At 73.0% G+C, this 14,672-nt stretch carries 15 protein-coding genes; 10 read left to right on the top strand and 5 right to left on the bottom strand.

Going from position 1 to position 14,672, the window contains the following annotated elements:
• Positions 1-18: 18 nt before the first annotated feature.
• The 4 genes from ABZ570_RS15075 to ABZ570_RS15060 all read right to left on the bottom strand — a co-directional run bounded on the left by ABZ570_RS15075 (position 19) and on the right by ABZ570_RS15060 (position 4,924).
• Positions 19-1,005, bottom strand: coding sequence for an aldo/keto reductase (locus ABZ570_RS15075; RefSeq protein ID WP_358062597.1), 987 nt, complete (start codon positions 1,003-1,005; stop codon positions 19-21).
• 114 nt (positions 1,006-1,119) lie between these two features.
• Positions 1,120-2,202, bottom strand: coding sequence for a septation protein SepH (gene sepH / locus ABZ570_RS15070; protein ID WP_358062594.1), 1,083 nt, complete (start codon positions 2,200-2,202; stop codon positions 1,120-1,122).
• A gap of 188 nt (positions 2,203-2,390) precedes the next feature.
• Complete coding sequence (serC, locus tag ABZ570_RS15065) at positions 2,391-3,518, bottom strand: phosphoserine transaminase (protein ID WP_358062591.1); 1,128 nt, start codon at positions 3,516-3,518, stop codon at positions 2,391-2,393.
• A gap of 299 nt (positions 3,519-3,817) precedes the next feature.
• A complete protein-coding gene (locus ABZ570_RS15060) occupies positions 3,818-4,924 on the bottom strand; it encodes a citrate synthase 2 (protein WP_358062589.1) in 1,107 nt (368 codons plus the stop codon).
• Between the two features lie 271 nt (positions 4,925-5,195).
• On the opposite strand from ABZ570_RS15060, the gene pdxH reads away from it, so the two are divergent.
• The 7 genes from pdxH to ABZ570_RS15025 all read left to right on the top strand — a co-directional run bounded on the left by pdxH (position 5,196) and on the right by ABZ570_RS15025 (position 11,366).
• Positions 5,196-5,825, top strand: a complete 630-nt coding sequence (pdxH, locus tag ABZ570_RS15055) for a pyridoxamine 5'-phosphate oxidase (protein WP_358062725.1) — start codon at positions 5,196-5,198, stop codon at positions 5,823-5,825.
• Positions 5,826-5,878: 53 nt separating this feature from the next.
• A complete protein-coding gene (locus ABZ570_RS15050; RefSeq protein ID WP_358062586.1) occupies positions 5,879-7,168 on the top strand; it encodes an MFS transporter in 1,290 nt (429 codons plus the stop codon).
• Between the two features lie 69 nt (positions 7,169-7,237).
• Positions 7,238-8,185: an aldose 1-epimerase family protein gene (locus ABZ570_RS15045; RefSeq protein ID WP_358062583.1), complete on the top strand. Its 948-nt coding sequence runs from the start codon at positions 7,238-7,240 to the stop codon at positions 8,183-8,185.
• Positions 8,186-8,201: 16 nt separating this feature from the next.
• The gene (locus ABZ570_RS15040) at positions 8,202-8,804 is read left to right on the top strand and encodes a nitroreductase family protein (protein ID WP_358062581.1); all 603 of its coding nucleotides are present in this window, start codon (positions 8,202-8,204) and stop codon (positions 8,802-8,804) included.
• Between the two features lie 180 nt (positions 8,805-8,984).
• On the top strand, positions 8,985-9,290 hold the full coding sequence (locus tag ABZ570_RS15035) for a type II toxin-antitoxin system VapB family antitoxin (RefSeq protein WP_091669177.1): 306 nt from the start codon (positions 8,985-8,987) through the stop codon (positions 9,288-9,290).
• A 32-nt stretch (positions 9,291-9,322) separates the two neighbouring features.
• The gene (locus ABZ570_RS15030) at positions 9,323-10,483 is read left to right on the top strand and encodes an acyl-CoA dehydrogenase family protein (protein WP_358062578.1); all 1,161 of its coding nucleotides are present in this window, start codon (positions 9,323-9,325) and stop codon (positions 10,481-10,483) included.
• A gap of 100 nt (positions 10,484-10,583) precedes the next feature.
• Complete coding sequence (locus ABZ570_RS15025) at positions 10,584-11,366, top strand: DUF4230 domain-containing protein (protein WP_358062576.1); 783 nt, start codon at positions 10,584-10,586, stop codon at positions 11,364-11,366.
• Positions 11,367-11,425: 59 nt separating this feature from the next.
• Here the strand turns inward: ABZ570_RS15025 and ABZ570_RS15020 are convergent, their stop codons facing one another.
• Entirely contained in the window at positions 11,426-11,611 is a 186-nt protein-coding gene (locus tag ABZ570_RS15020) for a PspC domain-containing protein (protein WP_358062574.1), read from the bottom strand.
• 408 nt (positions 11,612-12,019) lie between these two features.
• On the opposite strand from ABZ570_RS15020, the gene ABZ570_RS15015 reads away from it, so the two are divergent.
• From ABZ570_RS15015 to ABZ570_RS15005, 3 genes are all read left to right on the top strand, one after another.
• Entirely contained in the window at positions 12,020-13,390 is a 1,371-nt protein-coding gene (locus ABZ570_RS15015; protein ID WP_358062571.1) for an L-serine ammonia-lyase, read from the top strand.
• Between the two features lie 64 nt (positions 13,391-13,454).
• Positions 13,455-14,282, top strand: coding sequence for an ABC transporter permease (locus ABZ570_RS15010; RefSeq protein WP_358062568.1), 828 nt, complete (start codon positions 13,455-13,457; stop codon positions 14,280-14,282).
• Positions 14,283-14,672, top strand: a 390-nt coding sequence (locus ABZ570_RS15005) for an ATP-binding cassette domain-containing protein (protein ID WP_358062565.1), incomplete at its 3' end; no start/stop codon positions are given.

Here is a 14,672-nt window from a genome sequence, read left to right as displayed (position 1 = left end):
GGTGGGGGTGGGGGTGGGTTACCAGGCCCAGGCTTCGGGGGCGGGGCCGCCGTTGGCGAGGGGTGGGAAGAGGTCGTCGAGGCGGGTGAGGGTGGCCTCGTCGAGGGCGACGTCCAGCGCGCCGAGGCTGCGGTCGAGCTGGTCCAGGGTGCGCGGGCCGACGATCGGAGCGGTCACCCCCGGCCGGGAGAGCAGCCAGGCCAGCGCCACGTCGGCCGGGTCCTGACCCAGGTCGGCGCAGAGCTTCTCGTACGCCTCGATGGTGGGCCGGTGCTCGGTGAGCGCGTCGGCCGACCGGCCGGAGGCACCCCGCGCCGCGCCGCCCTCGGCCATCTTCCGCAGCACCCCGCCGAGCAGCCCGCCGTGCAGCGGCGACCAGGGGATGATGCCCAGCCCGTACTCCTGGGCGGCCGGGATCACCTCCAGTTCGACGTAGCGGGTCATCAGGTTGTAGATGCACTGCTCGGAGACGAGGCCGAGGAAGTTGCGTCGGCCCGCGGCGGCCTGCGCCTGCGCGATGTGCCAACCGGCGAAGTTGGACGATCCGACGTAGACCACCTTGCCCTGGGCGACCAGGGTCTCCATGGCCTGCCAGATCTCCTCCCACGGGGTGGTCCGCGAGATGTGGTGCATCTGGTACAGGTCGATCGTGTCGGTCTGGAGCCGGCGCAGCGAGTCCTCACAGGCCCGGATGATGTGCCGGGCGCTCAGCCCCTGCTCGTTGGGCCACTCGCCCATCCTGCCGTACACCTTGGTGGCCAGGACGACCTTGTCGCGGCGCCCGCCGCCCTGGGCGAACCAGCGGCCGATGATCTGCTCGGTGACGCCCTCGCCGAGCTTCCAGCCGTAGACGTTCGCGGTGTCGAAGAAGTTGATCCCGTGTTCCAGCGCCCGGTCCATGATGGCGAAGCTGTCCGGCTCGTCGGTCTGCGGCCCGAAGTTCATCGTGCCGAGGCAGAGCCGGCTCACCGAGAGGCCGGTGCGTCCCAGGTTCGTGTACTCCATGGGTCCACCCTGGCACGCGGGTGCTCAGAGTGCCTACGACGGCTCCAGTTCGGCGCGGCTGACGACGCGCCGCGACCTGGAGCCGTCGCGCGTTAGCAGGGTGACCGTTTGTGGTCAGGACGACTCGCGGGCGGCCGGGCCGGTGCCGAACAGGACATCGTCCCAGCTCGGCAGGCGCTTGCGGGGCTTGCCGCCGGCCTCCGCGGAATCGTTGCCGCCCGCGGCCGCCGCCGCGCCGGTGCGGCGGGGCCGGAGCACCGCCAGCGAGGGTACGGCCGGGACCTCCTTCGGCGCGTCCGAGTCGTCGTCGAACGCGGACCCGGGGCCGCCACCGAGCAGCGCCGCCGCCCCACCGGCGACCGGGCGCTGGCGGGGAGCCTCCGGCCCGGCCAGCGCGGCCGGGGACCGGGTGTCGAGACCCCGCCCGGAGGTGCCGCCGAGCGGCCGGTCCAGCGAGGCGAGCAGCGCGTCCCGGCCGGCGCGGATCGGGTCCCGCCCCGGGCGGGTGTGCTCGGCCGGCGTCGGCAGGCCGTGCCCACCCCGGCTCGGCTCGCCACGCGACGGGCCGGGCAGCGCGTGGCCGCCCCGCTCCGGCGCCGGCTCCTGGCCGAGGATCGGCGTGGGCCGCTCGGCACAGAGGTACTGCGCCATGTCGTCGTGCGGGGTGACGTGCTGCCGGGTCTTGTCGAGGTCCCAGACCGCCTGCGCGGTGGCCTTGCCCGACGGCCAGGTGGCGATGATCCGCCAGGTGCCGTCGTCCCGCCGGTACGCGTCCCAGGAGATCTTCTCGGTGTCGATCCCGTGCTGGGCGAGCCGGCCGTTGACCACCTCGGCCAGCGGGGTCGGCTTCTCCGCACCCTTGAGCCGGGTGCGCCGGGCGTGCTGGGCGAGCATGGCCCGCTCCTGGAGCACCGGGCCGGCGTACCGCAGGACGCGGTCGACCGGGACGCCGGCGATCCGGGCGACGTCCTCAGCGGACTCGCCGGAGCGGATCCGGGCCTGGATGTCCCGCGGGGAGAGCGACGGCACCGGGTCGGTGGCGGAGGCCACCACCGCGAGGGGGGCCGCGCCGGGCTCGGGGTGCAGTGCCCCGGCGACGCGCTCGTCAATGGGCAGGGCGAGCAGGCGCCCGACCTCGTCGGCGAGCACCAGAGCCTGGCCGTCCTCGGAGAGGGCGACGAAGCGTACTGGGCGCATGTGCTTGCCTCCGTCCCGCTTCGCTGGCCGTCACGCCACGAGCCGGCCACCCGGGCGTCTCGCACCACCGTACGCTCATCTACCCGAAGGTGGGGGATGCGACACCCGGCATGTCGCGACTGAGCTGCGACGATGATCACCGTGGGTGGTCGCCGGGGCCCGGACGACCACCCACCGTCATGGCGTGATCAGAGTCGCTCGACCACGTAGTCGATGGACGCGGTGAGCGCCTCCACGTCGGCCGGCTCGACCGCCGGGAAGAGCGCGACGCGCAGCTGGTTGCGGCCCAGCTTGCGGTACGGCTCGGTGTCCACGATGCCGTTGGCGCGCAACGCCTTGGCGATCGCCGAGGCGTCCACACCGTCGGCGAAGTCGATCGTGGCGACCACGTTGGAGCGCAGCGCCGGGTCGGCCACGAACGGCGTGGCGAACGCGGACCGCTCGGCCCAGCCGTACACGATGCCGGCGCTCTCGGCGGTGCGCTTGGCCGCCCAGGCCAGGCCGCCCTGGGCGTTCATCCAGTCGGTCTGCTCCGCGGCGAGGAAGATGGTGGCCAGCGCGGGGGTGTTGTACGTCTGCTCCAGCCGCGAGTTGTCGATCGCGGTGACCAGGTCGAGGAAGGCCGGGATGTAGCGGCCGGATTCCTTGATCTCGGTGGCCCGGGCCAGCGCGGCCGGCGACATCAGGGCCAGCCAGAGGCCGCCGTCCGAGCCGAAGCACTTCTGCGGGGCGAAGTAGTAGACGTCGGTCTCGCCGACGTTGACCTCCAGGCCACCGGCGCCGGAGGTGGCGTCGACCAGCAGCAGCGAGCCCTCGTCGGCGCCCGCCACCCGGCTGATCGGCACGGCCACGCCGGTGGAGGTCTCGTTGTGCGGGGTGGCGTAGACGTCCACGCCTGCCTCGGCGACCAGGGCCGGCGCGCTGCCCGGCTCGGACTTGCGGACGGTCGGCTCGCCGAGGAACGGCGCGTCCTTGACCGACTTGGCGAACTTCGCGCCGAACTCGCCGAAGCTGGCGAACTGGGCCCGGTCGCGGATCAGGCCGAAGGTGGCGACCTCCCAGAAGGCGGTGGTGCCGCCGTTGCCGAGAACCACCTCGTAGCCCTCGGGGAGGGCGAAGAACTCGGCGATGCCCCGGCGCAGCCGGGCCACCTGGTCCCGGACGGTCTTCTGCCGGTGGGAGGTGCCCAGGTAGCTGGTGGCGACGTCGGCGAGGGCGGAGACCGCCGCCGGGCGGACCTTGGACGGCCCGCAGCCGAAGCGTCCGTCGGCGGGCTTGAGGTCGTCGGGAATCCGGATGGTCGGTGCGTCAGCCACGGTTGTCTCGATCCTTCCGCGTGGGCGAGGACGGGCCCAGTCAGCGGGCGCGGACCGACGGCGGCCGCGCACGGGCGCGGAGAAGCCGGGATCCGAAGCCCGGTCCGGCGGCACTGCCGGCCTTCATCCTCGCACCCTCGCCACCCGCTTCGGCGGCTGGTCCCACCGCTGCCGCTGAGGGATGCGCCACACACGGCGACGGCCCCGACCTCGCCGGTCGGGGCCGCCGCGCGGACCTGCGCCGCTAACAGGGGAGCCTTCCGCTGCCGGAGGCGTCGAGAAGGTGCCTTCCTTACATCTCAGACGCCGTGCGGGATGGCGTCCCAGCCCTCGACCTCCCGCGGCTTGCGCGGGCTGTGGCCGACGTACCGGGCCGACGGGCGGACCAGCCGGTTCAGCTTCTTCTGCTCCAGGATGTGCGCGGACCAACCGCCCATCCGGGCACAGGTGAACATCGAGGTGAACATGTGCGCCGGCACCTCGGCGAAGTCCAGCACCACGGCCGACCAGAACTCGACGTTGGTGGCGAGCACCCGGTCCGGGCGGCGGGCCTGCAGCTCGGCCAGGGCGGCCTTCTCCAGCGCCTCGGCGACCTCGAAGCGCGGCGCGCCCAGCTCCTTGGCGGTGCGCCGGAGCACCCGGGCGCGCGGGTCCTCGGCCCGGTAGACCCGGTGGCCGAAGCCCATCAGCCGCTCGCCCCGGTCGAGGACGCCCTTGACGTACCCTTCGGCGTCGCCGCTGCGCTCGACGGCCTCCAGCATGCTGAGCACCCGCGACGGTGCGCCGCCGTGCAGCGGGCCGGAGAGCGCGCCGATGCCGGAGGAGATGCAGGCGGCGGCGTCGGCGCCGGTGGAGGCGACGATCCGGGCGGTGAAGGTGGAGGCGTTCAGGCCGTGCTCGGCGGCCGAGATGAAGTAGGCGTCGACGGCCTTGACGTGCCGCGGGTCGGGCTCGCCCCGCCAGCGCTTCATGAACCGCTCGACGATCGTCTCCGCCTTGTCGATCTCCTTCTGCGGCACGGCCGGCAGGCCCAGGCCGCGCGCCGACTGGGCGACGAAGGAGAGCGCGGTCACCGAGACCCGGGCCAGGTCCGCGCGGGCCTGCTCGTCGGAGATGTCGAGCATCTGGTCAAGCCCCCAGTACGGGGCGAGCATAGCGACCGCGGACTGCACGTCGACGCGGATGTCGCCGGAGTGCACCGGCACCGGGAACGGCTCGGCCGGCGGCAGGCCAGGGCCGAAGCGCCCGTCGACCAGCAGCGCCCAGACGTTGCCAAAGGAGACCTGGCCGATCAGATCCTCGATGTCCACGCCGCGATAGCGCAGCGAGCCGCCCTCGCGGTCCGGTTCGGCGATCTCGGTCTCGAAGGCTACGACGCCCTCCAGGCCCGGTTTGAAGTCGGACATGTCGTCTCCTGGCTTCCGGCTCGGTGCGCCCCCGCGGGCTCATCCGCCCCGCTCCTCAGGCGACCTTCAGGGATGTGTTCGTGCCATCTTGCCTGCTGAGTAACTAAGTGCGCGACCCGCTGCGACTGTGCTGCACGCGACATCCCCGTGGGTGGACAGGCGCACGGCCTCGGCCAGACTGGGCGGTGGGGCCTGGCCTGCGTCGGGGGACGCGGTCGCCCCGACGAAAGGGACGTGGAGAGTGACCGGCGACACACCGGCTCCGGCGGCCATGCGTAACGAGTACGCGGCCGACCTGGGCCTTTCCGAATCGGATCTCGCGCCGGACTGGCACACCCAGTTCGCCCGCTGGTTCGCCGACGCGGTGGCGTACCCGCTCCCCGAACCGAACGCGATGGTGGTGGGCACGGCCGACGCCCAGGGCCGCCCGAGCGGCCGGACCGTGCTGCTCAAGGGGTACGACCCGGACGGCTTCGTCTTCTACACCAACTACGAGTCGCGCAAGGGCGTCGAGCTGACCGCCAACCCGTGGGCCAGCCTGGTGTTCCCCTGGTTCCCCATGCAGCGCCAGGTGGTGGTCGCCGGCCGGGTGGTCAGGGTCGACCGGGAAGAGACCGAGGCGTACTTCGCCAGCCGGCCGCGCGGCTCCCAGCTCGGCGCCTGGGCCAGCACCCAGTCCCGGGTCGTCCCCGGCCGGGCCGCGCTGGACGCGGCGTACCGGGCGGCGGCCGAACGCTTCGTCGCCGTGGAGCCGGTCCCCACGCCGCCGCAGTGGGGCGGGTTCCGGGTGCTCCCGGAGACGGTGGAGTTCTGGCAGGGCCGGGCCAGCCGGCTGCACGACCGGCTGCGGTTCCGGCGGACCGACGGCGGCACCTGGGTCAGCGAGCGGCTGGCCCCGTGACCGGGGTCTCGCCCCCGCCCCGGACGCCGCCCGGTCGATCGTCTGCGCCCCGGGTGAAGGAGGCCCAGCCGCGCGGACCGCGCCGCTGGGCGATCGATCTGCGCCCGCTGGCCGTGCCCGCGTATCGGCGGGTGTGGCTCGGCAACGGCGTGGCGATGTTCGGCTTCCAGTTCACCGCGGTCGCCGTACCGGTGGAGATGTTCGCGCTGACCGGCGGCTCGTTCTGGGTCGGGCTGCTCGGGGTGGCCGGTTTCCTGCCGCTGCTGATCTTCGGGCTCTGGGGCGGGGCGGTCGCCGACGCCCGGGACCGGCGGCAGGTGCTGCTGGCCGCGGGCGGGCTGCTCTGGGCGGCGACCCTGGGCCTGCTGCTCCAGTCGCTGTTCGGGGTGGGCAGCCCGGTGCTGCTGCTCGCCCTGGTGGCGGTGCAGTCGATCGCGTTCGCGATCACCTCGCCGGCCCGCAGCGCGATCCTGCCCCGGCTGGTGCCGGACGAGTTGGTCCCGGCAGCCAGCACGCTGAACTTCACCACGTTCACCGCGACCGCGGTCTTCGGGCCCCTCACGGCCGGCCTGATCTTCGCCACCTGGCGGATCGAGGTCGGGCTGCCGATCACGTACGCGGTGGACGCGCTGCTGTTCACCGTCTCGCTCTGGGCCACCCTGCGCCTGCCGGCGATGCCGCCCGAGCCGGACCCGGAGAGTGACGGCGCCCCGCGCAAGGCCGGCCTGGCCAGCATCGTGGACGGCTTCCGCTACCTGGCCACCACGCCGGTGCTGCTGCTGTCGTTCGCCATCGACCTGATCGCGATGATCCTGGCCATGCCCCGGGCGCTCTTTCCCGAGGTGGCGCAGCAGCGGCTCGGTGGTGGCGGCGCCGTCGGCTGGCTCTACAGCGCCATCGCCATCGGCGCCATGGTGGGCGGCCTGACCTCCGGCTGGATCGGCCGGCTGCGCCGGCAGGGGTTGGCGCTGGTGCTGGCCGTGGTGGGCTGGGGCGTCGCGATCGCCCTGGCCGGGCTCGCGCACCAACTCTGGCTGGTGGTGCTGCTGCTCGGCCTGGCCGGCGCGGCGGACCTGGTCAGTTCGGTGCTGCGGCAGTCGATGCTGCTGGTCTACGCGCCCGACCGGCTGCGTGGCCGGCTCCAGGGCGTCAACACCGTGGTGGTCGCCGGCGGCCCCCGCCTGGGCGACCTGCGGGCCGGCACCATGGCCGCCGGCTTCGGCGCCGGTGCCGCCTGGGTGGCTGGCGGCCTCGCCTCCGCCGTCCTCGCCGTGCTGCTGGTGGTGGTGTTCCCCGCGCTGCTGCGCTACCGGGCCGCCACCGCCTCCCGCGCCGACGGTTAGGAAGGGGCCCTTCCTCTACCGCAAGCGTTAACAGGGGGCCCTTCCTTGCATCGACTAGGGTGGGAGAGCATGGGGAGCAGCGGGAACCGGGCGGTGTCGGGGGCACAGTGGAGCATCGCCGGCGGGGGCCACGAGGCGGTCGTCGTCGAGGTGGGCGGCGGGCTGCGGGCGTACCGGCACGACGAGGTGGACTACCTCGACGGGTACGAGGCGGACGAGCTCAGCCCCGGCTCGGCCGGCCAGGTGCTGGCCCCCTGGCCGAACCGGATCCGGGACGGCGCGTACACCTTCGGCGACCGGTCGTTGCAGCTCGACCTGAGCGAGCCGGCCCGGCACAACGCCATCCACGGCCTGGTCAACTGGGTGTCCTGGCAGCTGATCGAGCGCTCCGCGGAGAGCGTCACGATCGGGTACGACCTGCCGCCGAGCCCGGGCTATCCGTGGGCACTGCGGCTGCGTACCCGGTGGAGCGTCGGGGCGGACGGGCTGCGGGCCGAGCACGAGGTGACGAACCTGGCCGGTGAGGCGGCGCCGTTCGGCTTCTCGGTGCACCCCTACCTGCGGCTGCCGAAGGTGAGCGTGGACGAGTTGTCGCTGCGGGTGCCGGGGCGGACCCGGCTGCTGCTGGACGGCCGGCTGCTCCCGATGGCCGCGACCGCGGTCGCCGGCACCGAGTACGACTTCACCGAACCCCGCCTGATCGGCGCCGCCGTGCTCGACATGGCCTTCGGCGACGTCGAGCGGGACGCCGACGGCCGGTCGACGGTGACGCTCGCGGCGCCGGACGGTTCGGCCGCGGTGCACGTCTGGGCGGGCCCTGAGTTCGGCTGGTGGCAGGTGTTCACCGGGGACACCCTCACCGGCGAGCGCCACCGCCGATCCGTCGCGATCGAGCCGATGACCTGCCCGGCGGACGCCTTCCGCTCCGGCAAGGACCTGATCGTCCTGTCCCCGGGGGAGACCTGGCGGGGGGCCTGGGGCATCCGGCCCGAGCCGGCCGCCGTCGTGGCCGGCTGACCCAGGGAGCCTGCGCATGGAGTTCGCCGAGGTGGTCCGGCGCCGCCGGATGGTACGCAACTACGACCCTGACCGGCCGGTCCCGCCGGAGGTGGTGGACCGGCTGCTGGAGCACGCGATCCGGGCCCCCTCGGCGGGCTTCGCCCAGGGCTGGGGCTTCCTGGTGCTGGCGGAGCCGGCGGACCGGGAGCGGTTCTGGGCCGCGGCCACGCCCGGCGGGGGCGGCCGGGACCGCTGGCTGGCCGGGATGCGCCGCGCCCCGCTGATCGTCGTGCCGCACGCCAACCGCTCCGCCTACCTCGACCGGTACGCCGAGCCGGACAAGGGCTGGGCGGACCGGTCGGAGGAGCGGTGGCCGGTGCCCTACTGGTACGTGGACACCGGCTTCGCCGCGCTGCTCATGCTGCTCACCGCGGTGGACGAGGGGCTGGGCGCGTGCTTCTTCGGCATCCCGCCGCAGCGGATCGGGGCGTACCGGGAGGCGTTCGGCGTCCCGGAGGAGTACCACCCCATCGGCGCGCTCACCGTCGGTTACCGGGTGCCCGACCACCGGTCACCGTCGCTGCGGCGTGGCCGGCGGCCGATCGACGAGGTGGTCCACCGGGGCCGATGGAATTGAGGGTGGGTTTGCCCGGGCTGGTCGGGGTATCGGCGGTAGCGAAACCGACATGAGGGAGTAAAACGCAGTGTGGCGGGTGCGGCTAGGCTGGCACGGACATCATCAGCCGTTCCGCGTGACCCCGCGCCGTGACCTGGCCGGGCATCGGGGCGGGCCAGGCCAGGGGGAGGGGAGCGCGCCGTGATCTTCAGAGCGGTCCGGGACGGGCGTCCCTACCCGGAGCACAACCTCACGCTCAAGCAGTGGGCGGAGATCCCGCCGCGCCCGCTGCGGCTGGACCAGCTGATCACCACCAAGCGGGAGCTGGCGCTGGACAAGCTCCTCGCGGAGGACTCGACCTTCTACGGTGACCTCTTCCCGCACGTGGTGCAGTGGAACGGCGGCCTCTACCTGGAGGACGGCCTGCACCGGGCACTGCGCGCGGCGCTCCAGCAGCGCAACCAGATCCACGCCCGGGTGCTGGTGCTCGGCCCCCAGGCCGAGTGACGCCTCACCTGAGGAATCGTTAAGGTGGCCGCATGACCCCGCTCGACCTGCTGGACATCGACGCGTCGCTGGGCGAGGAGGAGCGGCAGATCCGCGCCGTCGTGCGCCAGCTCGTCGACGACCGGGTACGCCCGCACGTCGCCACGTGGTACGAGGACGGCCAGGTGCCGGCCCGCGAGCTGGCCCGCGAGTTCGGCAAGCTCGGCCTGCTCGGCATGCACCTGACCGGGTACGGCTGCGCCGGCGCGCCGGCCGTCGCGTACGGGCTGGCCTGCCTGGAACTGGAGGCTGGCGACTCCGGCGTCCGCTCACTGGTGTCGGTGCAGGGCTCGCTGGCCATGTACGCCATCTGGCGTTACGGCAGCGAGGAGCAGAAGCAGCGCTGGCTGCCCGCGATGGCGGCCGGCGAGGCGATCGGCTGCTTCGGGCTGACCGAGCCGGACCACGGCTCCGACCCGGCGTCGATGGCCACCCGGGCCCGGCGGGACGGGGACGACTGGATCCTCGACGGCACCAAGATGTGGATCACCAACGCGCCGATCGCGGACGTCGGGGTGATCTGGGCGCGCACCGACGACGGGGTGCGCGGGTTCGCCGTACCGATGGACACGCCGGGCGTGACGGCGCGCGAGATCCGGCACAAGATGTCGCTGCGCGCCTCGCTGACCGGGGAGGTCGTCCTCGACGGCGTCCGGCTCCCGGCGGACGCCCGGCTGCCCGAGGCGGTCGGCCTGAAGGCCCCGCTGAGCTGCCTCACCGAGGCCCGGTACGGCATCGTCTGGGGCGCGCTCGGCGCGGCCCGCGACTGCCTGGAGACGGCCCTGTCGTACGCGACCACCCGGACCCAGTTCGGCCGGCCCCTCGCGGGCTTCCAGCTCACCCAGGCCAAGCTCGCCGACATGGCCGTCGAGTGGAACAAGGGCCTGCTGCTGGCGCTGCACCTGGGCCGGCTCGCCGACGCCGGGAAGCTGCGCCCCGAGCAGGTCAGCGTGGGCAAGCTGAACAACGTCCGGGAGGCGTTGGCGATCGCCCGGCAGTGCCGGACCATCCTCGGCGCCAACGGGATCTCCGGCGAGTATCCGGTCATGCGGCACGCCAACAACCTGGAGAGCGTGCTGACCTACGAGGGCACCTCGGAGATCCACCAACTGGTCGTCGGGCAGCGGCTGACCGGGCTCTCGGCCTTCGCCTGACCTGCGGTTCTCCCGCCCGACACCGCTCGTCGAGCGGGTGTCGTACCGAGGCCTTACCGTCGTCTTCAGGCGCTTGTGTCTGACGAGGACGGTGAGGGCGATGGCCCGCGACGGTGACATCAACGAGCCCACCAGGGAGTTCCCCGGTTACCCGACCGGCGACGACCTCCGCGCCCGGTCGAGCGTCACACCTGACCCCGCGCCGGGCGGCCCCACGTCGGCGAGCGGCCCGGCGTCGGCGAACGGGCCGGTCCGTGGCCTGCTCTGGGTGCTCGGCGCCGCCGCGCTGGCCGTGGTGGTGCTGCTCGGCGTGCAGGCGACCGGGATCCTGCCGGACTTCCGCAACCCGTTCGCCAAGGAGCAGACCGACCGCAGCCAGCCGACGCTGCTCAAGTCGATCCGCGACCTCAGCCGGTACGTCGCCGCCGAGGGCGACTTCCAGGTGGTGGTCGACCTGCAGAACGACCGACGGAACGTGCCCGACTTCCTGCTCAACGAGCGGACGCTCTTCGTCGGGGCCGGCCGGGTCGAGGCGTACGTCGACTTCTCGAAGATCGCCGACGGGGCGATCGTGGAGTCGGCTGACAAGAAGTCGGTGGAGATCAAGCTGCCCGCGCCGCAGCTCGGGGAGACCAGCCTCGATCTGGAGAAGAGCTACGTCTTCGCCCAGCAGCGCGGCCTGCTCAACCGGCTCAACGACCTGGTGGCCGGCGACCCCAACCGCCAACAGCAGGTCTACCGGCTGGCCGAGGACCGGATCACCGCCGCCGCCCGGGGCAGCGGGCTCACCGCCCGCGCCGAGGAGAACACCCGCAAGATGCTGGAGGGCCTGCTCCGCTCCCTCGGCTACGAGAAGGTGACCGTCACCTACACGGCCCCCTGAGACCGCCGGCGCCTGCCCCGGGGCACCGGGGCGGGCGCCCCGGCGCGGGCGGGTGAGGATCAGGACTCGTTGGGCATCAGGATCCAGAGGACCAGGTAGATGATCACCTGGGTGCCGGGCAGCAGCAGGGACAGCAGGAACAGCAGCCGGACCAGGTTGGCCGAGATGCCGAACCGCTGCGCCAGGCCGGCGCAGACCCCGGCGACCATGCGCCCCTGGCGGGGCCGGACCAGTTTGCGACTCATCCTCGTACTCCCACTCTGCGGCGGTCCGCCGCGCTGATTCCACGCTAGAAACCGATGCGCCTCGTGCCCTCGGCCCCAAGGAGGATCGGTGACCCGGGCACCCGTAGGTGCCTACCCTGCCGGGTACCGCCGCAGCAGGACGTTGCTCGACCCTGGATCGAGTGCCATCCCGCTCGCTCCGAGGCCACTACCTCCCGCATCGCGCGCGGGGCGCCGGGCTTTGACGGCGGGGAGACGGGCGGGGCGGAGGATGGGTGTGCGGGGTCGCGGGCCGGGTCTGACCTGGGCGGGTAGGCTCGCCGGTCGGGCGCCCGCACCCCGGGTGCCGCCCGCCGCCCCGGACCGGGAGCGGCACGTCCCGGGCTTGACCCGCACAACGGGACCGACGGCGAGGAAAGTGCAGCAGCCATGATCAGTGTTTTCGACCTCTTCAGCGTCGGCATCGGGCCCTCCAGCTCGCACACGGTGGGGCCGATGCGGGCCGCTCGCACCTTCGTGACCGGGCTCAAGGCGGACGGGCTGCTCGCCGACACCATCCGGGTGCAGGCCGAACTCTTCGGCTCGCTCGGTGCCACCGGTCATGGCCACGGCAGCGACCGCGCGGTGCTGCTCGGGCTGGAGGGCGAGACGCCGGAGGCGGTGGACACCGACTCGGTCGGGCCGCGGGTGGAGCGGATCCGGGCCGAGCGGCGGCTCGGCCTGCTCGGCACCCAGGAGATCGACTTCGATCCGGACCGGGACCTGGTGCTGCACCGGCGCCGCTCGCTGCCGTACCACCCCAACGGGATGACCTTCGCGGCGTACGACGGGGCCGGGATTCTGCTCCGGGCCCGCACGTACTACTCGGTCGGTGGTGGGTTCGTGGTCGACGAGGCGGCGGCCGGGGCGGACCGGATCAAGCCGGACAGCACCCGCGTCCGGTACCCGTTCCTGACCGGCGCGGAGCTGCTGCACGTCACCAGCGGCAACGGCCTGTCGATCAGCGAGGTGATGCTCGCCAACGAGCTGTCCTGGCGCAGCGAGGCGGACGTCCGGGCCGGGCTGCTGGAGATCTGGCGGGTGATGCGGGAGTGCGTCGAGGCCGGCTGCGCGCGGGACGGCGTCCTCCCGGGCGGGCTGAAGGTCCGCCGCCGGGCGGCCGAGCTGCGCCGCAGCCTGGAGGCCGAGGCCGACGCCACCGACCCGCTGCGCGCGATGGACTGGGTCACCCTCTTCGCCCTCGCGGTCAACGAGGAGAACGCGGCCGGCGGGCGGGTGGTCACCGCCCCGACCAACGGCGCCGCCGGCATCATCCCGGCCGTGCTGCACTACTACACCCGGTTCGTGCCCGGCGCCTCGGACGAGGGCGTGGTCCGCTTCCTGCTCGCGGCCGGCGCGATCGGGGTGCTGTTCAAGGAGAACGCCTCGATCTCCGGGGCCGAGGTCGGCTGCCAGGGCGAGGTCGGCTCGGCCTGCTCGATGGCCGCCGCCGGGCTCGCCGAGGCGCTCGGCGGCACCCCCGCCCAGGTGGAGAACGCCGCCGAGATCGGCATGGAGCACAACCTCGGGCTGACCTGCGACCCGGTCGGCGGCCTGGTGCAGATCCCGTGCATCGAGCGGAATGCGGTGGCCAGCATCAAGGCGATCACCGCCGCGCGGCTGGCGCTGCGCGGGGACGGGGTGCACGCGGTGTCGCTGGACAAGGTCATCAAGACGATGCGGGAGACCGGCGCCGACATGAAGGTCAAGTACAAGGAGACGGCGCGGGGCGGCCTCGCGGTGAACGTGATCGAGTGCTGAACCCGAAGGGGTGACCGGCCGCGTACCGACGCCGGAGGCGGGTGGCGGGGGCGAGGATGGGACGGTGACGACAGGCGTCGCCGCGCTCTGGTCGGCCCGCAACTCGCTGCGCATCCTCGTCAAACGGGACCTCGCGGTGAAGTACCAGCAGTCGGTGCTGGGCTACCTCTGGTCGCTGATCGAACCGCTCGGCATGGGCCTGATCTACTGGTTCGTGTTCGGGGTGCTCTACTCCGGCGCCACCCGCCGGCACCTGGGCGAGGCGTCCGGGTCGTACCCGCTGTTCCTGATCACCGGGATCTTCGCCTGGATGTGGGCCAGCTCCGCGCTCAGCGAGGCGACGAAGGCGCTGACCGGGCAGGCCCGGCTGATCACCACGATGAACGTGCCCCGGCAGGTCTTCCCGATCGGCCGGGTCACCGGCCGCTTCGCCGAGTACGCCGCCGGCCTGCCCATCCTGGCCGGCATCGCCGCGATCTACGCGGCGCACGGCAAGATCCATCTCGGCTGGACGATGCTGGCCCTGCCGCTGGCCGTGGCGGTGCAGTTCGTCCTGCTGGTCGGGGTCGCGCTGCTGCTGTCGGCGATCAACGTGCTGATGCGGGACATCGAGCGCTTCATGCGGCTGATCATCCGGGTGCTCTTCTACGCCACCCCGATCATCTATCCGCTCGGTCTGGTGCGGGACTCCGGCATGCCGACCTGGGCCAAGCTCGGCTACGAGTTCAACCCCCTGGTCGGCATCTTCCAGCTGCAACACTCGATCTGGTACCCGGACGAGTTCCCGGACGCCCGGCTGCTCACCATCACCGTGCTGGGCAGCCTGCTGGTGCTGGCGGTCGGCTGGTGGTCGTTCAGCCGGCTGGAACCGGCCGTGCTCAAGGAACTGTGAATGGCGATCGTCGAGGCGGAGGGGCTCGGCATCCGGTTCGTCCGCAACCGGCGCCGCCAGCTCCGGCTGCGGGAGCTGCTGATCGGCCGAGGCGGCCGGAACAGCGCCGCCGGGCAGTTCTGGCCGTTGCGGGACGTGTCCTTCCGGATCGAGGCGGGCGAGACGGTCGGGGTGATCGGCCGGAACGGCACCGGCAAGAGCACCCTGCTGCGGCTGATCGCCGGGGTGCTGATCCCCGACGAGGGCCGGATCCGGGTACGCGGGACGGTGGCTCCGCTGCTGGAACTCTCCGCCGGCTTCTCCAACGACCTGACCGGCCGGGAGAACGTGTACCTGGTGGGCGGACTGCACGGGCTGTCGACGGCGTACCTGCGGCGGCACTTCGACGAG

It is taken from the genome of Micromonospora sp. NPDC007271 (assembly GCF_040634005.1).
In the GTDB taxonomy this organism is placed as follows: domain Bacteria; phylum Actinomycetota; class Actinomycetes; order Mycobacteriales; family Micromonosporaceae; genus Micromonospora.
This window is presented reverse-complemented; position numbering and strand designations above follow the sequence as displayed.